Here is a 17,625-nt window from a genome sequence, read left to right as displayed (position 1 = left end):
AACGTCTCTCCAAAATCTGCTGGATTGCTGTACATGACAGGGTCAGTCACCTTTCATTTGCGGTCAATCTTGCCTCAAAACCAATGGATTAGACGGTTTGAATTCTCTAGTAGACGGTGAACAGCACCAGTCCTCTACCACCAAAGGGCCTTTGGATGGCCTTGTGGTGCTTGACCTTTCGCGCATTCTGGCAGGCCCAACCTGCACCCAGTTGCTGGGTGATATGGGCGCCGAGATCATCAAGATTGAGCACCCTAAACGCGGTGATGATACCCGCAAATGGGGGCCCCCCTTCCTGAAGGGCAAAGGCGGCGAGGATACTGGCGAAAGCGCGTATTATCTAAGTTCCAACCGCAACAAGCATTCTCTTGGCATCGACATGCGCTCTGAAGAGGGTGTCGAGATGCTGAAGGATCTGGCCGCAACAGCTGATGTGGTTATCGAGAACTTCAAGGTTGGTGATCTCGCTCGTAAGGGCCTCGGATATGATGATCTGCGTGCGAAAAATGACCGCTTAATCTACTGCTCCATCACCGGCTTTGGCCAAACTGGCCCTTACTCACATCGTGCAGGTTATGATGCGCTGATTCAGGCTATGGGCGGGATCATGAGCATCACGGGTCTTCCTGAGGATGAAGGCGGCAGCCCGACCAAGATTGGTGTCGGCATTGCTGATGTGATGTGCGGGATGTATGCCTGCAACGCCATTCTGGCCGCGTTACACCACCGCGAGAAAAGCGGTGAAGGTCAGCACATCGACATCTCCTTGCTGGATTGTCAGGTGGCATGGCTAATCAATCAGGGCCTTTCTTATCTGACCGACGGCAACGTCCCGAAACGACTTGGCAACGCGCACCCAACCATCGTGCCTTATGAGACCTTCCCGGCCTCTGACAAGGACTTCATGGTGGCTGTTGGCAACGATGCGCAGTACCAGCGTTTCTGTGAGATTCTGGGGTGCCCTGAACTGAACACTGATCCTCGCTTTGCAACCAACGCTGACCGCGTGCGCAATCGTGCTGAACTGGTGCCTTTGCTGCGTCAGTTCACAATCAAACAAGGTGCCCAGCATTGGACGGATGAGCTTGAGGCTGTTGGCGTTCCGTGTGGTCCGGTGAATGATCTGGCTGGCGTGTTCAGCGATCCGCAAATTCTACATCGTGGTATGAAGATTTCTCTACCACACAAGCAATCTGACGATGGTCAGGTAAGCTTGATTGGTAACCCGATCAATTACAGCAAGACGCCTGTTACATACCGGAAGGCACCGCCGACCCTTGGCGAGGACAGCATTGAAGTGCTGACCAAGTATCTACAAAAAACCAAAGAAGAAATTGACGATCTCGCTGCTCGCGGTGTCGTGTCACTGGGAGATTCATAATTATGCGCGGCGCTGATCTTATTGCTCAAAAACTGCATCAGGCAGGCAGCCAATACGCCTTCGGTATTCCGGGCGGCGAAGTGCTGGCGCTTATGGATGCATTGAACCTTGCTGGCTTAAAATTCAATCTGGTGAAGCACGAAAACGCTGGTGGCTTTATGGCTGAAGGCGCATGGCATGGCCTTGCACGCCAAGGCACGGATGCCCCCGTTGTTTTACTGGCAACGCTTGGCCCGGGTGTCACCAACGCAGTCAACGTGATTGCCAATGCCTTTCAGGATCGCGTTCCGCTGATCTTCCTGACAGGCTGCGTGGATACTGCTGAAGCTGAGACATACACCCACCAAGTGATGGACCATCAGCAACTGCTCCGCCCTATTGTGAAAGCCAGCTTCAAAGCGGCTCCGGGTGCGCTGAATGCCATGATGGATAAGGCAATTTCCATTGCCATGTCTGGTCAACCGGGGCCAGTACACATTGATGTGCCGATTTCCGTTGCTGAAGGTGAAAGCGACGAAACACAGAAGTCGCCAAACTACGGTGTCCGTGCTGCACAGCTGCCATTTGGTGATGTGCTGGAGCAGGCGCGTGATTTGCTGGGGGCTGCTCAGCGTCCCATCGCAATTGCCGGTGTTGATGCCGTCAACGTAGATGCTGGCAATGAGATTGAGGCCTTCTGTGAGGCCTATCAGATCCCGCTGATCACCAGCTACAAGGGCAAAGGGCTTATCCCTGAAGGCCACAGGCTTTCGCTGGGTGGCGCAGGTTTGTCACCTAAAGCCGACAATAGCCTGATGCCTTTGCTGGCTGATGCGGACCTTGTTGTTCTCATTGGCTACGACCCTATTGAGATGCGTGTGAACTGGCGCAATCCGTGGAGTGAAGAGACATCGGTTATTGAGCTGACACCTGTGCTGCGCAGCCATGGCATGCACCATGTGAGTCATACGTTGGAAGGCGATGTGAAACCGACCCTGATGGCTCTGACGCCAGAAGATGAGGCAAGTCTTGATCCAGAGGAGAGCGACTGGCTTCGTGATCGTATCGCACCAGCCAAAGACAAGCTGAAGGCTGACTTTTGTGCTGAAGAGAGCGGCTGGGGCCCTGCCACTGTGTTTCATGGCCTTCGTGAAGCCTTGCCGGAGACCACCGTTGCGACTGCCGACAGTGGTGCTCACCGCATACTTGTAAGTCAGATCTGGGAGAGCCACTCCCCACGCACCATGCTGCAGAGTTCTGCGCTTTGTACGATGGCATGTGCCTTGCCGCTTGGCATCGGGCATAAGATGGCAAAACCGGAAGATCCGGTTGTTGTGTTTGTAGGTGATGCCGGTCTGGAGATGGGTCTTGGTGATCTGGCGGTTCTGCGAGATATGCAGGTGCCGTTTATTGTCTGCGTGCTGGTCGACGAGAGCTTGTCTCTGATTGAGCTGAAGCAGCGCGCGAACCAGAACCCTAATCTGGGCGTGGACTTCTCTGCGACCAACTTCCCTGCACTTGCTGACGCTTATGGCGGGCATGGTGTTTGGGTGGATGATGCAGAGAGCCTGAAGAAAGAAGCAAAGGCAGCGCTGGAGCGCGATACCTTCACTGTTCTTGCTTGCCGCATTGACCGCAGAGCCTACGACGGAAAATTATAGAGGCATTCGCCTTTTCGAGTGTGTCGCAGGAAAGGTGACACACTCTTTTTTGATTTCTAAAGAGTGCCTCAGGTGTTGTCTGTGGCACGGTCTGCAATGCGCTGGAAGATCACATCCAGTTCCTCGCTCAGTGAGACCAGATCCTCAGAGGCTGTGGCTCGGTAAGGCTGGAAGACAAAGCTCGGCGTCTTCCATGACAGCGTTGCTGTGCCATCCGGATTTTCCGTCAGATAGAAGCGAACTGGCGCCTCAATACCTGCCTGCACACTTGCTGCCAGCATACGGCGCGCAAAGTCATTGCGGAACACACCAATCACGTAGTTGCCCGGGATTTCGAAGCCGTTTGCTTTAGCGCCCCGAGAGGCACTTGCCATGCTGACGAGCAGCATGTCTTCTTCGCGAATGGCTTTTTTCAGGGAGTCCAGCAGTTCATCAATCGCCATGGAGGTTTCGACAACCCGCCAGCCATTGCGCGGCAGCACCTTGCCCTGCTGTGCCTGCTCTGTAGTGATTTGGGCCTGGGATGGTTGAAAAGCGGCCATAACAAACATCAATGTTCCAACAAAGCCAAGCATCCCCGTTAGGAGTTTCATGGTTCAATCCTTTTCGTAATGAAATGAGTTTAAAAGCGGGAGTTGAACAGGCTGTTGTTCAAGCTCCCTTGATTTTAATTGGCCAAGTTTTAGTCGTTTCCGGCAGCTGGCTTCTATTTCGCGGTAACAGGTGCAGGATCCATTCCGATCAAATGGCGGACACGGGTTCCAACCATGGACCCGGCAAAGGCGAAAACGAGCCACAACCATCCATGTATGGAGCCAGAGGTTATACCCCCGAGATACGCCCCAATGTTGCATCCGTAAGCAAGGCGCGCACCGTAGCCGAGCAAGAGGCCTCCGACCACTGCAGTTCCAGCATCTCTAAGATTAATTTTTTTCACCGGATTGAACTTTCCGGCCAGTCCAGCTGCAATCAGAGCCCCGAGCACAATGCCGAAGTTCATGACAGATGTGGAATCGGCAAAGACAGATCTTTTGATCGCACCAACCTGCCATTGCCAGTAAGGCCAGGTCTCTACCGGGATACCAATGGCATAGAAAAACTTTGCGCCCCAGAGTGCGAAGCCGGATGTTACGCCCCACGGGCGCTGCAGCACAATGAACGTAAGAACGCAAACCAACGCCAAGATCAACGCACCCAGAACATACCCCCATTGCCCCTGAAAGAACCCGGTGGTTTTACGGGATTTCTCCAGTTCACCCCATTGTTTTTTCTCGAGAAACACCGAGAATATCGCAAAGGCGACAAGTGGCAAAATGGTAATCAGAAGCGCGGGGACGACCCCATAGCCACGCACAAGCGAAAATGCCGGTAATCTTGGAAGAGAATTCCAGAATGAAAGATGCGCTGTTGCAATTACGCTGCCCAAAATGAAGAAAGCAAGGGTGATCACCATGCGTGATGAGCCGCCTCCAACAGTGAACAATGTGCCTGATCCACAGCCTCCGCCGAGCTGCATTCCGACGCCAAAAATGAATGCTCCGACAGCTGCTCCAACACCGAATGGAAACACGAAGCCACCGGTGCGTATTCCGATGTCTGGCCCGTATTGGAGGAGTGGGAAACTTATTAAACAAACCAATGAGATAAGAAGGAATTGAGCACGAAGGCCCTGCCCTCTTCGCTGGATGACAATACGGCGCCACGCAGCCGTAAATCCGAAGCTCGTATGGTACAGCGCAACGCCTGCCAGAGCACCAATCAAAGCAGCGCCAAAAACACGCCAGCCGTTGTTCTGGAGTCCCAATAGAGCAACACCGGCCAACGCGACCAGCGCACCGATGACGATTACAGATTGCGGTGATTGAATCTGTTGATCGATTTTTGTTTGTTGATAGCTACTCGTATTCGCCATGAATTCGCCACGTACTTAGTCTCTCTTGGAGTAAGGACATTACACAGTGGGGACTAACTAGAAAATCAAGAAGCAGTGAACACTATTTCATCCAACAAACAGAAGATTATCACAAGGTAATAAATACAAGTATAATAGAACTTAATACCTAAAATCTTACTTATTATCACTATTAATAATAGTAGGTTTTTACAAGCAAGCTTCTATTTGACGCATATTTTTTCTTAGTGAATAGAATAGTGTTTTCTATTTCTTCATGAGGGTGAACTATATTTTCTACATAAACAAAGCTTGCTGATATTAAACACCATTTTGTGTGTTGAACGTCATCGCCAGTTTTGAAAGGGTTCTGATCAACAGATTTCCTGGCAGACCTGTGTCGTTAGTAATGTAAACCCAATGGCTTATCTCATAAGCGATTGCACATTGCACGAAATACCGGTCGCCTCAACCACGGGTCGCATCCATGCGCATTGATGACCAGTTCGAATACACGGTAACACTCTCCGATAAGAGTGCATTAACACACTGGAACAACACTATTCTTGCGTTTCTGGCACATAGTGCTGCAACGCCGGAGCATCTTGCGAAAACCCTGGAGGCCGATCCAGACTTCGCTCTGGCTCAAGCCGCGCGTGGACTGTTCTGCCTACTGCTTGGCAGACGCGAAATGACAGCAACTGCTTTTGAAGCTTACGCAATTGCTGATAAATGCCGTAGAGATACACAGATTACAGACCGTGAAGAAGCTGTGGTTGAGGCTTTGAATGACTGGCTTCAGGGTGCACCGACCAAATCAGCAGACCGCCTTGACGAATTGCTTCTTAAGTACCCACGCGATGCATTCCTTCTGAAGCTCGTCCACGCTATTCGCTTCGTTCTTGGCCAACCATCCCGCATGCGCTCCTCGATTGAAGGTGTGATTTCGTCTTACGAAGACGATCATGTTGCAAAGGGCTATGTGCACGGCTGCTACTCCTTTGCTCTGGAAGAGACTGGTGATTTTGAGCGGGCTGAACGGATCGGCAAGGAAGCCGTTGCATTTCAACATGATGACGCCTGGGGCTTGCATGCCGTTGCCCACGTGCTGGACATGACGGGTCAGACCGAAGAAGGCATCAAATGGCTTGATGACCAGCCAAAAGCCTGGGAACACTGCAACAACTTTGGCTATCACGTATGGTGGCACCTTGCGCTGCTGCACCTTGATCGCGGTAATGTTGAGCGTGTTTTCGAGCTCTATGACCAAAAGTTCCGTAAGGATCACACGGACGATTATCGCGATATTTCCAACGCAGCTTCCATGCTGGTTCGCCTTGAGCTTGAGGGCATCAAGGTTGGTAACCGCTGGGAAGAGCTGGCAAATATCAGCGAAAAACGCATTGATGATTCCTGTAATGTTTTCGCAGACTTGCACTACATGCTTGCTCTGCTGGGAGACAACCGCCGTCAATCATCTGATCGCCTGCTGACAAGGATGCGCACTTTTGGGGAACAAGACACCAACGAGATGGGCCTTGTAACCAAAACAGCAGGTTCTCCAACAGCATCTGGCTTGATGCAGTTCAAGAACGGCAACTTCTTCAGCGCTTACCACCACCTCGCAGAAGCACGTCCGTTGTTGCGTACCGTTGGCGGTAGTCATGCGCAGCGAGATGTATTTGAACGTCTCACAATCGAAGCTGCTTTGCGCGCTGGCCTCTGCCAGGAAGCAAAGCGGATGATTGATGAGCGTACACGCCTGAGAGGCGGGTCAGACACTTATGGTGAAACCCGCATGGCTCAAGCAACCCGCATGACGGAAGCCACCGACCTCATGCAAAGTGAACACCTAAGATTCCGTATGGGATAAATGGAGGTGCAGCTTCGGGGGATTTCGGAGCTGCATTTCATCTTTTATAGTTTTTAGTTTCAGAGACACCGTGAACAAGCACAGTATACCGCCGACCCCTATGAAAACGGCCAGCCGACCAAGAGATCCTCGCCTCGATTTTTTTCGAGGGATCGCAATGTTCATCATCTTCATAGCCCACCTTCCTGCAAACGGGTGGGCTCTTTGGATTCCGGCGCGTTTCGGGTTCTCCGATGCAACCGAGATATTTGTGTTCTGCTCTGGCATGGCCTCCGCGATTGCCTTTGGGCGCGTCTTTGAACTGCATGGCCTGGTTATGGGCAGTGCGCGTGTTCTTTACCGCGTCTGGCAAGTTTACTGGGCTCATATCTGCCTGTTTCTCGCCGTTGCGGGCATGCTTGCCTTCCTGCAAATCAATGGCTGGACCAGCGACGATTATGTCGGGAAGCTGAACCTTTGGCATTTCTTTGAAGATCCGATCTTCCAGCTGCCGGGCTTGCTGACACTTACCTATGTGCCGAACTACTTCGATATTCTGCCAATGTATCTGGTGATCCTAGCAATGTTGCCAGTCATCATGATCGCCTATTACAAGGCCGGACGAGGTGCAGTTGCCGCACTCATCATCGCATTCTGGCTAATCGCAACCTTCCGATTGGTGGATTTTCCTGCTGAGCCATGGTCTGATCGCCGCTGGTTCTTCAATCCGTTTGCATGGCAGTTGCTGTTCTTTACTGGATTTGCCTTCATCAAAGGCTGGCTTCCGGCTCCCCCAGTCAAGAAACGTCTATTGTTCCTGAGCGCTTCGATTATCATTCTTACAATTCCGTTCGCTTACTTCCGCATTCTCAACGAAGTGCCGGAGCTCCGCAGAATTGCAAATGATATCAGTGACCTCACCGTGAAATCCGAGATGGGCATCCTGCGCTACATCCACTTCCTTGCCCTTGCCTATGTGGCGTGGGTGGCTGTTGGAGAAGGCGGGCAGCGCCTGCTTATGGGCGGTTTTGGCGGTAAAGTTGTTCGGGTTATCAAGAAAGTAGGCCAGCAGTCTCTCGCTGTTTTCCTAGCCAGCCTCATTCTTGCACAAGGCATCGCAATCTTCCGAGATGAACTCGGCTTGAAAGGCACAGTCACAGGTGGCGTCATGGCAAACTTGCTTGGTTTCGCTGGCTTGATCGCCGTCGCCTATACCGTGGCATGGTTCAAAGGTGAGCCATGGAGAAAGCCAAAGGAAAAGCCAGCTTCCTAGCTTTCCCCGTTCAAGAGAGAATGTGAAATCAAAAAAAGCCGGTCGCGTATCGTTACGCGACCGGCTTTTTCTTGGCAGTCTGGAAACTCCCTTCAGGCCGCTTTTTTATCGTGTGGCCGCAGCTCGGTTTGCTTTGGCAAGCTCCAACTCTACACGGCGTTGTTCTTTGTTAAGGCCTTGCAGCTCAAGCGGTGTTTTCTTTTCTTCAGGCAATGCCCAAAGTCCAGAATGCTTGAAGTACATACCAAGCACTGGTTTTGAGGTGATCATCGCAAATGGGATTGTCAGCAAAGGTCCGAGGATTACCGGAAGCAGTAACCACGTATCCGCAAAGGTGTAGTCCATCATCCAGATAACGCCGCAAAGGCCAAAAAGAGTTTGCGGCCAGAACTTCTCCGCTGCGAGAAGGAATAGAATGCCATGAGGTTGTCTTTCCTGCCCTCCCCATTGCGTTTTTCGGCCTGCGAACAGTTGCGCAATAAAGATGCTGTGCGCGATTGCCATTACAGGCGCTAGCAGCATGGAATAGACCAGCTCGAAGAATGCACTGACAGATACCGAGAAAAAGCCGCCATACTCCCGGCGTTCACTCCTGACGGACAAGATATGGGCAAGCGTCGCCAATTTGGGTGCAAAGACCATGCTCATGATTACCACGATCAGAATCGTGCCGTAAAACGGGTCGAATGCTACTGTCTCAGGAGCAGAAACAGATGCAGTTAGGATCGCCATTGCAATGAAAACGAGCCATGCCGGCGAACCAGCAAACATGAGGATTGCAAGGCCGAGTTGGATCCGTCCCAGCAGCTTAAAACCAGGCTCTCGGAGCAATTTAAAGTACTGAAGGTTTCCGTGACACCATCGCAGATCTCTACGGATAAATTCGATCAGGTGAGGTGGGTTTTCTTCATAGCTGCCACCTTCGACCGGCCATACACGCACTTCATAGCCTGCATCAGCCATCATCGCAGCTTCAACTTGGTCGTGGCTGAGGATCGGTCCACTTAATGCGTCATTTCCCGGCAAGGGCTCCAACATACAGAATTGTGTGAACGGCTTTATGCGAAAGATTGCATTGTGCCCCCAATAAGGGCCTGACGAGCCTTGCCACCACGCTGCACCAAGTGTGTAGGAACGCATTCCCAAGCGCATGCCCCACTGGAAAACACGGGTAAAAAACGAACTGGTTGAGAGGCCCAGAACAAGTGTCTGCAAAATACCGAGGCGAGGATTTGCATTCATTTTGCTTACGAGGTGGCACAAGGATTCAGCAGAGAGGAAGCTATCGGCATCCAGCGTAACTGCATATTCATGCCGAGCACCCCAGTTGCGGCAGAAATCTTCGACATTTCCTGCTTTGAAGCCAGTATTCTTCTCACGTCTGCGATAAAACACTTCAATCCGATTTTGCCACCTTGCTCGCAGCAGCGAGAACTCCCGCATTTCTTGCCGGATATGCTCAGAGTCATTGCTATCACTCAAAATGTAGAGAGCAAAGCCGTTGAGTTTTTCCAGACGGTCCAGATCTTGCAGCATCGCTTCCAGCTTGGCTGCAACTTCAGGCGAGTCTTCGTTTCGCACGCAGGAAAGCAAGGCGGTTTGCTTGTTTTGTAAAGGTTTTTTCAGGTCAAGAGTACCCAGAGGCGTCCCGGCGTATACCTGAGCCGTGGAATTTGATGAAAACCTCATGAGCGTCAAGCCAATGACAGCATGCCAGAAGCCAATGATAAGCCATGGTAAGGTTACCAGAAATGCGAGAAGCATCACGACTTTTGAAAGGGCAAAACCGCCCAGAAACAGCGTTAAAACCATGATGGTTGTCAACGCTGCGAAAGAGGTTAGAACGAGCCCTCCAAAGATCAGCCTGCGCCTGAATAAGCGCTTATTTTCCTGATGCTTGTCGATGATGTTGGTGGAGAGCAGCTGGTCAACAAGACTAGTGCGGGCGTTCTCTACAGGAACCCGTGATTGTTTTGTCATGTCCTACCCAAATTATTATTGTTTTTAGAGGCACCTACATTTCTGCTAGTTTCCTTTGTTCACGTTTCCCTAGAGTATATTTGTGAAAACTTAGCAATCCGGGGAGCGCGTTTCTTGTCTGACATAGCCAGAGCGCTTTGGTACACTGCGCCTCAAACCATTGAAATAAGAGAGGAAAAACTCTCTAAACCATCTGGTAACCGTGTTTACTTAAAAACTCATGCTTCTGCGATCAGCCGAGGTACGGAGGCCATTGTCTTTCGTGGTGATGTGCCAGTGAGCGAGCGTGAGCGGATGATCGCTCCGTTTCAGGAAGGGACCTTTCCCTTTCCCGTTAAGTACGGCTACGCAAACGTTTCTGAAGTGATTGAAACAAAAGATGATTTAAAAGCAGGGCAGCGCGTTTTTTCTCTTTTCCCGCATCAAAGCAACTTTCTGCTTTCCGCAGACGCGCTCTATCTTATCCCTTCTGATTTGCCGAGCACCCGCGCCACATTGGCAGCAAATATGGAAACAGCGCTGAATATCATGTGGGATGCTGCTATTCTGCCGTGCTCCAATGTTGCCGTTGTTGGCGCAGGCACTGTTGGCTCGCTTGTTGGATATCTTTGCGCTCGCATCGCAGGTGCGCACGTGACCATGATCGACGTCAACCCGAAGCGGCAGGATATTGCAGACGAGTTTTCATGCACATTTTCTTTGCCGGAAGTTGCTCCAGAAAATCAAGACGTTGTCGTGCATTGCAGCGCCTCTGAATCTGGCTTGAACACCGCAATCCGAATTGCGGGGAGAGAAGCCAGAATTGTGGAAGCATCCTGGTATGGCTCACGTCCTTCCGGTCTTGTTCTTGGCGGTAGTTTTCACAGTCAGCGCCTGAGCCTTATCTCGTCTCAAGTCGGTCAGGTTGCTCCCATCATGAGGCCGCGCTGGACGCATCGCAGGCGTATGGAAGCAGCAATTTCTCTTCTAAAAGACGAGGTATTGGATACCTTGCTCGCGCCTCCCATCGAATTTGAAAAAGCACCGAAGGATCTGAAAGACGTTCTTTCAGGCAAGAAAGATACTTTATGCCAACCCATTGTTTACTCTTAATTTTACAAGGATTTTGAGATGTATTCAGTTGAGATCAGCAACCACATTATGATCGCACACAGCCTGAAGGGAGAGGTGTTTGGTCCTGCCTCGCAACTTCATGGCCTTACTGCACACGTTCATGTCGCTATCTATGCGGAGGAACTGGACGAGAACGGGATTGTCATCGACATTGGCAATGCGCTTGATGTGCTGGCAGAGATCCTGCATCCGTTCAACTACAAGAATCTTGATGACCTTCCTCAATTCAGGGGGCGAAACACCACAGTCGATTTTCTCTGTAGCTACATTTACCAGCGCGTGTGCGATGCTGCCTATCTACACAAACTTGGCCGCGAACCGGGCGAACTTAGCAAGGTACGCGTTTCAATTTCCGAAAACCCTAACGCTCGTGCGTCTTATGAGGCGCCGTTGACTGCATCCGAGGCCCATGAGTAATTTACATCCTTCTTCAGGCCAGACAGCAGAAGCAACTGCAAGATCTTGCTATTTTATCTTTACGGGTGATCTGAACACACCAACAGGTGGTTATCGATATGATCGTGAAATCATTCGAGGACTGCAGAAACACGACTGGAATGTCTCACTCATTAGCCTTGAGGGTACCTTCCCGGTCCCATCTGAGGTCGACAAAAAACTAGCACTTGAAGCCGTTGATGAGATTGAGCACTCAGCTTTGATCATCGTGGATGGTTTGGTGCTTGGGACTTCACCCGACTTAGCGCAGCGTATCGCTGAACGCTCTGGCCTCATTGCATTGGTTCACCATCCACTGTTTCTGGAAAGTGGGATCGAACCTCAACTGGCAAAAGCACTCCGCGCGGCAGAGACGGAAGCTCTTACATTCGCAAAACATGTGATTGTGACCAGTCCTTCAACACAGAAAACGCTTGTCTCTCAAATGAACGTTCCAGCGGAGAAGATCAGCATTGTTGTGCCGGGTATTGATCGGCCAACTACTGCGGAGATCGCTGCAATCCCAAGGGAAACTCTGGCAGCCCCAAAGTTGCTTTGTGTAGGTTCGTTGGTACCGAGAAAAGGACAACTGCACTTAGTGGAAGCACTGGGTCAATTGAAGCATCTGGACTGGCATCTGGATCTTATTGGAGAAACACGGTTTGATCCTGAATATGCAAGCCAAGTGCGATCACAGATCAAACGCCATGATCTTACTGATCGCATTCGCGTTCATGGAGGCATTCCTAAAGCTGAATTGACCGGGTTCTATCAGTCAGCGGACATCTTTGTACTCCCCACATACTATGAGGGATACGGGATGGCTTTTGCGGAGGCTATGAGTTTTGGGCTCCCAATTATTGCGAGTGGCGAAGGAGCTGTCGCGTCTACAGTTCCACCTACAGCCGGTTTTCATGTCGGTGCGGGCGACCCTCTAGCTCTAAGCAAAGCCATTGAAACACTTCTTCAAAACAAAGATTTACGCTCTCAACTTTCAACTGGAGCCCTTGCTGCTGCTCGTGTGTTGCCAGAATGGAGTGACAGCGCAAAAGCCTTTGCTTGCACATTGGAGGCTCACAGGTGAGTGGATTTTCCTCTGAATGGCTCTCATTACGCCGCAAAGCAGACCGACGTGCGCGCAACAAAGACGTTATGAAAAAGTTCTGTAGCTGGCTGGTAGAGCATGCACCTAAGAGTGGCCCACTCCGGCTCATTGATGTGGGCGCTGGAACGGGCTCCTTTCTGCAAGATCTGGCAGAGCATATTGATTCAAACAGGGAGCAGGTGTGGTTACTGATCGACAACGATCCCGAACTTCTAAAAGTTGCAAAACGCATCTCTCCTCCGTTACCTCATACGAGAACGAAAACGGATGTTTGCGAACTGACTGATGCTGGGTCACTGGATATTCTGGAAGGGCATCATGGAGTTGTTACTTCAGCCTTTCTGGATCTTGTGAGTGCAAACTGGCTGGATAGCTTTGTTGCCCGTATGCGTCAGCTAAAACTTCCGTTTCTTGCAGGGCTTTCGTACAACGGTATCCTGCTAAGCAAACCGCACCACCCAACAGACCGGCTTATCCAGCGGGCATTCAATCAGCATCAGGCAACGGACAAAGGTTTTGGCTCCGCGCTAGGGCCACTTGGAGGGTTTCATGCTCGTGAGCGATTGCTTAAGGCAGGTTACACCTGCTTTACTGGACGCTCTGACTGGGTGTGCGCGCCTGAAGATAATGCTTTGCAGCTGGAGCTGATTAAGGGCTGGGCCGAAGCAGCACGCGAAGTTGGGGTATCTGATGCAATCGTAGATGACTGGCTGGAATATCGTCTAGCAGCCCTTGGCAAAGGTAAGTCACAATTACAAGTCGGGCACGTTGATATTGTAGGCCTCCCTCCTCATTGAGGCCATGAAGGCCAACACTCCCAGCGCCCTTAATTAGAGGCCTACATTCTTCAACATCAATGCCTGTGTGAGCATGAAGAGGCGTGGGCAGCGAATTTCCTGTTTGTCGTAGAGCCTATGCAATTCTTGGAATGACAACTCGACAACTTCAATATCCTCATCTTCATCCAGATCACGACCTTCGATATTTAGATCACCGGATGTGTATTCAGCGAGGAAGAAATGCGCCCGCTCGGCAAGACGTGCGGGATTGATGAAGACATTCGCAATCTTGTTGAGATTGGTGAGCTGACAGCCGAGTTCTTCCTGAGCTTCACGTACACATGCTTCTTCTATGGATAGATCGCTGATCTCGATTCCGCCAGCGCATGCCTCCAGGATAACCTCTTCCTCCATGATGTAGGGCGCTACACGAAGTTGCTTGACGAGCAGGACGGTTTTCGCGTGGGGGTCATAAGCCAGCACAGCGATTGAATCACCGTAAACCCAAACCGGATCTGTCGTGATGTGCTCGCGTCCATCTTCGTGAACAACACGCACTTCAACTTCCTCAATCCGCCCTTTAGCTTCCAAAAGGGTGGTGCGTCTGATGAGCTCTAGCATGCGTGTGTCCTTATTCGGAAATTCACGCAAGTTTATACGAGTACTTATTGGTGAAAGGAAATGCTTTTCAACTCACCGCAAAAATTAATTGTTCAAGCTCAGATCTGCCAGCATATCAACACCCAAAGGATGCCAAGTGACATCGGGGCGAATAGCTTGCGCGAGATAATCGATCGCAGGCAACTGAAGGCCTCTTGGTCCTGATCCGATGATCAATGGGGCGATCATCAAGTGAAGACGATCGATCATTTTCAGCTCGATAAAGCGAGACAACGTCCAAGCGCCACCTTCAACAAGGATGCATCGAAACTCTCGCAGTGCATGCCGGATTTCAGCACAGGACAGACGGCCTTTTGCGTTCGGTTGTAGCTGGAAGCATTCCACTCCATCAGGGTAACGCGCATGGGCATCTGTTCGGGTAATCACAATGCGGCGTGCATCCGTATCCTGCAGAAGCGTACTGTCGCGCGGCATACGGCCATAAGGGTCGATGACAATGCGTGCGGGGTGACACCCGCTGACATGCCTGACCGTGAGCTGAGGGTTGTCTGCAACCGCTGTTCCCACACCCACCACAACAGCATCACATAGTGCCCGTAGGCGGTGAAGATGGATCAGCGCTTCAGAGCAACTCACATAATTGGAGTCTCCGGTGACCGTTGCAATGCGTCCATCAACTGACTGCCCCAGCTGACCAATAACGAACTGCTTTTGCGCCATGCAAAGAGGTGCGAACACGCTGCCATAGCCTTGCAGGTCCGGCGCACGCCTCTCCACTGAGGCTGCCAAAACCTCCTGCCATTCTTCCGGAGACAAGGTGCCCGGTGGTTGTTCCAGTGGCTTTTCGCAGGTCAACTGAGAATTATTCGGATGATCTTGCAGATGTATTGGTGTTGTGTGGCCCCTGTCCATCAAGCCCCCTTGTTTTACCGAGTTCACAGCTCACCTCACCTAAGGTTAGCCTAGTGGTAACGAACCTTGATTAATCTGTCGATCAGGAGATTGCAGGGGCTCTTCAGGATCCTCTGGGATTATCAGGAGAATAGAGCATGGCCTATCAAGTTGCCGGGTATTCAGTCATGGCAAAGACGTATCATTGGATCGTCGCCATTCTGGTCCTAATAATGGTTCCGATGGGACTGGTGATGACGGATCTGGGGCCTGGTGCCCTTCAAAATACGCTCTATTTCTACCACAAAAGCATCGGTATCCTGCTCTTCCTGCTTGTGGTTCTGCGCCTTCTCCAACATTGGATCACTCCCGCTCCGCCACCGCCTGCCTCTCTTGCACCAGTGCTTCGGATCGTCTCACGTTCAGTACACGGGTTGCTCTATCTCGTACTGATTGCAAACCCGATCCTGGGCTGGGTAGGGCTCTCTCTATACGGAGCACCTATGCCATTTTTTGGCTTGTTTGATCTGCCGAGTATCGTTCCGCAAAATCGTCCAGTTTCAGAAAGCGTTCTGGATTTCCACGCGACTGTTGGTGTTGTGTTTGCATGGTTGATCACGCTTCACATTTTGGGTGCGCTCTATCACTGGCTTATCGCTAAAGATGGGATTATTGAGCGGATGACAACGGCGCCCTATCAGAAGCCTAAAGAGTAATTTTGCAGTGCTGCGCATTTTTCACGCAAGCCTTTAAGGTCTTCAATACCTCGTCAATCGACGCACACAACATGCCGTTGGATAGCTCTGGGCGCTTGAGCATTGCAACAGGTATCTGTAGCTCACGAGCAGCCTTTACTTTACCGTAGGACGCAGATCCACCGCTGTTTTTGCTGATGAGCCAGTCTACTTTCAGCACCTTGAAAAACTCGGCCTCTTCGAGCCAGTTTTCATTGGGCAGTCCTTCAATGTACTCCGCGTTTGGAAGCATTTCACTATCACTCGGGCGTTTTAAAGTACGGATTACAAAAGTCAGATCTGGGCGTTGTTTTAGTGGTGCAGCAATCTTGGCACTGGCAGCAAAAAAGACCTTCGCGTTGGGTGGAATCAAGCTCAATGACTCTTCAACGTTATCTGCCGAATACCAAATATCATCATTGGCTTGCTCCCAAGCAGCTCGTTCAAAACGGAGCAACGGAATCGCAAGATGTCTTGTTGCTTCGACCGCATTGCAGGATATTTGAGCGGCATAGGGGTGGGTTGCGTCGACTACGGCAGCAATGCCCTGAGTTTGCAAGTAGTTTGAGAGACCATCGGCGCCACCAAAGCCTCCGGTTAGTATCGTCACTGACAGATCTGCTGGATTTTTGGTTACGCCTGCAAGTGACGCGATGACTTCGTACTCGGTATTTGCAACCAACACACCAATCAGCTTTCTGGCTTCTTGTGTGCCTGCGAGCACGAGGATTTTGGACCTCTCCAACATCAAAACTGCTCCAGTTTTGCAGGTTCTTTCGCTGGGACATGACCCAATACCTGACCTTGCCGATCGACCACGATAATCTCGACACTCACTGGAGCTCCGCGAAGGATGTTTAAGGCCGCACGCTGTGCTCTCTGCGCTATGACCTCTCCTATATGAATGTTTTCAGCAGCAGCTTTCTGAGCAATATGAGAGACTAAATTTGCCCTTCTTGTTTCCTCAAGGAGCTCTTTCGAAGCTCCGGCATGATCCAGCACATCTGCGAGGGCATCAAAATCGACTGCGGAGCGGGCTGAATGCAGGTCCATAGTGCCTTGTGCAAGCTTCGTCAGCTTTGCAATTCCACCGGAAATCGTTAGTTTCCGAACAGGGTGCGCGCGCAGATATTTGAGCAGGCCACCCGCGAAGTCTCCCATATCAAGATAAGCCTGTTCGGATAAATCAGGGTAGTAGGCACGCAGCACATCTTCTGAGGTTGCTCCTGTTGCAGCTGCGACGTGGGTCAAGCCAGTGGCACAGGCAACGTCTACACCGCGATGAATAGATGCTATCCAGGCAGCACAGGAAAACGGGCGGACAATGCCTGTTGTACCAAGGACGGAAAGGCCACCGACAATACCCAGGCGCGGGTTCATGGTCTTTTCAGCCAGCTCTTCGCCATTTTGGATGGATATCTCAACATCTACAGCAAGAGCTACGCCATGATCATCTGCCACTTGTTGCAGCTCACGGGTCATCATTTGGCGAGGCACGGGGTTGATTGCAGGCTCACCAACCGGGATCGGCAGACCGGGTTTCGTGACCGTTCCAACTCCAGAGCCAGCGATAAAGCGAATTCCGGCAACCGTTGGATTGGGGGTCACTTTGGCCTGAATGAGCGCTCCGTGGGTTACATCAGGATCATCACCAGCATCCTTGATGATGGCGGCTGAGGCAGAGTTCTCACTCAATTTCTCAAAGGCGAGTGCGAAGGATGGCGTATCACCACGAGGCAAGGTGATGCTGATCGGGTCCGGAAAATCTCCAGACAACAAAGCTGCATACGCTGCCTTTGCCGCAGCGGTTGCACAGGCGCCTGTTGTCCAGCCTGTTCTAAGTTTTTTTTGCCCAGTTTCAGCCATCCGGCGACTATACAGATTTAGCGGGATATACCAAGCAGAAGGCTTTGGACTTCCAATTGGTTTC

General features: G+C 51.2%; 16 protein-coding genes. 9 read left to right on the top strand and 7 right to left on the bottom strand.

The window, feature by feature from the left end:
* Nucleotides 1–97: 97 nt before the first annotated feature.
* Both PsAD26_RS04000 and PsAD26_RS03995 read left to right on the top strand, forming a co-directional pair.
* On the top strand, nucleotides 98–1,381 hold the full coding sequence (locus PsAD26_RS04000; protein WP_063309350.1) for a CaiB/BaiF CoA-transferase family protein: 1,284 nt from the start codon (nucleotides 98–100) through the stop codon (nucleotides 1,379–1,381).
* A gap of 2 nt (nucleotides 1,382–1,383) precedes the next feature.
* A complete protein-coding gene (locus PsAD26_RS03995; protein WP_063309349.1) occupies nucleotides 1,384–3,021 on the top strand; it encodes a thiamine pyrophosphate-binding protein in 1,638 nt (545 codons plus the stop codon).
* Between the two features lie 68 nt (nucleotides 3,022–3,089).
* On the opposite strand, the gene PsAD26_RS03990 is transcribed toward PsAD26_RS03995, so the two are convergent.
* Nucleotides 3,090–3,614, bottom strand: coding sequence for a DUF302 domain-containing protein (locus PsAD26_RS03990; RefSeq protein WP_063309348.1), 525 nt, complete (start codon nucleotides 3,612–3,614; stop codon nucleotides 3,090–3,092).
* 113 nt (nucleotides 3,615–3,727) lie between these two features.
* Nucleotides 3,728–4,933, bottom strand: a complete 1,206-nt coding sequence (locus tag PsAD26_RS03985) for a YeeE/YedE family protein (protein WP_063309347.1) — start codon at nucleotides 4,931–4,933, stop codon at nucleotides 3,728–3,730.
* Nucleotides 4,934–5,399: 466 nt separating this feature from the next.
* Here PsAD26_RS03985 and PsAD26_RS03980 point away from each other — a divergent pair, with 466 nt between their 5' ends.
* Both PsAD26_RS03980 and PsAD26_RS03975 read left to right on the top strand, forming a co-directional pair.
* A complete protein-coding gene (locus tag PsAD26_RS03980; RefSeq protein ID WP_063309346.1) occupies nucleotides 5,400–6,785 on the top strand; it encodes a tetratricopeptide repeat protein in 1,386 nt (461 codons plus the stop codon).
* 100 nt (nucleotides 6,786–6,885) lie between these two features.
* Entirely contained in the window at nucleotides 6,886–8,037 is a 1,152-nt protein-coding gene (locus PsAD26_RS03975; protein ID WP_063309345.1) for an OpgC domain-containing protein, read from the top strand.
* A 105-nt stretch (nucleotides 8,038–8,142) separates the two neighbouring features.
* On the opposite strand, the gene mdoH is transcribed toward PsAD26_RS03975, so the two are convergent.
* A complete protein-coding gene (gene mdoH / locus PsAD26_RS03970; protein ID WP_063309344.1) occupies nucleotides 8,143–10,017 on the bottom strand; it encodes a glucans biosynthesis glucosyltransferase MdoH in 1,875 nt (624 codons plus the stop codon).
* A gap of 114 nt (nucleotides 10,018–10,131) precedes the next feature.
* Here mdoH and PsAD26_RS03965 point away from each other — a divergent pair, with 114 nt between their 5' ends.
* Genes PsAD26_RS03965 through PsAD26_RS03950 form a run of 4 tightly spaced genes read left to right on the top strand, consistent with a single transcriptional unit; the run spans nucleotide 10,132 to nucleotide 13,467 of the window.
* Nucleotides 10,132–11,109 (top strand): zinc-binding alcohol dehydrogenase, encoded by a 978-nt coding sequence (locus PsAD26_RS03965; RefSeq protein ID WP_063309343.1) that lies wholly within the window; start codon nucleotides 10,132–10,134, stop codon nucleotides 11,107–11,109.
* Between the two features lie 18 nt (nucleotides 11,110–11,127).
* Nucleotides 11,128–11,547 carry a 6-carboxytetrahydropterin synthase gene (locus tag PsAD26_RS03960; protein ID WP_063309342.1) on the top strand — a complete coding sequence of 140 codons (420 nt, stop codon included), beginning with the start codon at nucleotides 11,128–11,130 and terminating at the stop codon, nucleotides 11,545–11,547.
* Nucleotides 11,540–12,649, top strand: a complete 1,110-nt coding sequence (locus tag PsAD26_RS03955) for a glycosyltransferase family 4 protein (protein ID WP_063309341.1) — start codon at nucleotides 11,540–11,542, stop codon at nucleotides 12,647–12,649. Before PsAD26_RS03960 ends, PsAD26_RS03955 begins: the two co-directional genes overlap by 8 nt.
* On the top strand, nucleotides 12,646–13,467 hold the full coding sequence (locus PsAD26_RS03950; protein WP_063309340.1) for a hypothetical protein: 822 nt from the start codon (nucleotides 12,646–12,648) through the stop codon (nucleotides 13,465–13,467). Before PsAD26_RS03955 ends, PsAD26_RS03950 begins: the two co-directional genes overlap by 4 nt.
* Nucleotides 13,468–13,500: 33 nt before the next feature.
* On the opposite strand, the gene PsAD26_RS03945 is transcribed toward PsAD26_RS03950, so the two are convergent.
* Nucleotides 13,501–14,070 (bottom strand): NUDIX hydrolase, encoded by a 570-nt coding sequence (locus tag PsAD26_RS03945; RefSeq protein ID WP_063309339.1) that lies wholly within the window; start codon nucleotides 14,068–14,070, stop codon nucleotides 13,501–13,503.
* An 84-nt stretch (nucleotides 14,071–14,154) separates the two neighbouring features.
* Nucleotides 14,155–14,982 (bottom strand): RibD family protein, encoded by an 828-nt coding sequence (locus PsAD26_RS03940; RefSeq protein WP_063309338.1) that lies wholly within the window; start codon nucleotides 14,980–14,982, stop codon nucleotides 14,155–14,157.
* Between the two features lie 137 nt (nucleotides 14,983–15,119).
* On the opposite strand from PsAD26_RS03940, the gene PsAD26_RS03935 reads away from it, so the two are divergent.
* Nucleotides 15,120–15,677 carry a cytochrome b/b6 domain-containing protein gene (locus tag PsAD26_RS03935; protein WP_063295003.1) on the top strand — a complete coding sequence of 186 codons (558 nt, stop codon included), beginning with the start codon at nucleotides 15,120–15,122 and terminating at the stop codon, nucleotides 15,675–15,677.
* On the opposite strand, the gene PsAD26_RS03930 is transcribed toward PsAD26_RS03935, so the two are convergent.
* Complete coding sequence (locus tag PsAD26_RS03930; RefSeq protein ID WP_208985492.1) at nucleotides 15,667–16,419, bottom strand: precorrin-6A/cobalt-precorrin-6A reductase; 753 nt, start codon at nucleotides 16,417–16,419, stop codon at nucleotides 15,667–15,669. The two genes, PsAD26_RS03935 and PsAD26_RS03930, sit on opposite strands and share 11 nt — an antisense overlap.
* A gap of 23 nt (nucleotides 16,420–16,442) precedes the next feature.
* Nucleotides 16,443–17,561 carry a cobalt-precorrin-5B (C(1))-methyltransferase gene (locus PsAD26_RS03925; RefSeq protein ID WP_063309336.1) on the bottom strand — a complete coding sequence of 373 codons (1,119 nt, stop codon included), beginning with the start codon at nucleotides 17,559–17,561 and terminating at the stop codon, nucleotides 16,443–16,445.
* Nucleotides 17,562–17,625: the final 64 nt, after the last annotated feature.

It is taken from the genome of Pseudovibrio sp. Ad26, assembly GCF_001623285.1.
GTDB classification, from domain to species: domain Bacteria; phylum Pseudomonadota; class Alphaproteobacteria; order Rhizobiales; family Stappiaceae; genus Pseudovibrio; species Pseudovibrio ascidiaceicola.
Note: the sequence above shows the minus strand (reverse complement) of the source record. Positions and strands in the feature narration are given on the sequence as shown.

Coding starts and splice junctions, on each gene's coding strand:
- PsAD26_RS03995 (WP_063309349.1), top strand. CDS start 1,384: ATGCGCGGCGCTGATCTTATTGCTCAAAAACTGCATCAGGCAGGCAGC.
- PsAD26_RS03990 (WP_063309348.1), bottom strand. CDS start 3,614: ATGAAACTCCTAACGGGGATGCTTGGCTTTGTTGGAACATTGATGTTT.
- PsAD26_RS03985 (WP_063309347.1), bottom strand. CDS start 4,933: ATGGCGAATACGAGTAGCTATCAACAAACAAAAATCGATCAACAGATT.
- PsAD26_RS03980 (WP_063309346.1), top strand. CDS start 5,400: ATGCGCATTGATGACCAGTTCGAATACACGGTAACACTCTCCGATAAG.
- PsAD26_RS03975 (WP_063309345.1), top strand. CDS start 6,886: ATGAAAACGGCCAGCCGACCAAGAGATCCTCGCCTCGATTTTTTTCGA.
- mdoH (WP_063309344.1), bottom strand. CDS start 10,017: ATGACAAAACAATCACGGGTTCCTGTAGAGAACGCCCGCACTAGTCTT.
- PsAD26_RS03960 (WP_063309342.1), top strand. CDS start 11,128: ATGTATTCAGTTGAGATCAGCAACCACATTATGATCGCACACAGCCTG.
- PsAD26_RS03955 (WP_063309341.1), top strand. CDS start 11,540: ATGAGTAATTTACATCCTTCTTCAGGCCAGACAGCAGAAGCAACTGCA.
- PsAD26_RS03945 (WP_063309339.1), bottom strand. CDS start 14,070: ATGCTAGAGCTCATCAGACGCACCACCCTTTTGGAAGCTAAAGGGCGG.
- PsAD26_RS03940 (WP_063309338.1), bottom strand. CDS start 14,982: ATGGACAGGGGCCACACAACACCAATACATCTGCAAGATCATCCGAAT.
- PsAD26_RS03935 (WP_063295003.1), top strand. CDS start 15,120: ATGGCCTATCAAGTTGCCGGGTATTCAGTCATGGCAAAGACGTATCAT.
- PsAD26_RS03925 (WP_063309336.1), bottom strand. CDS start 17,561: ATGGCTGAAACTGGGCAAAAAAAACTTAGAACAGGCTGGACAACAGGC.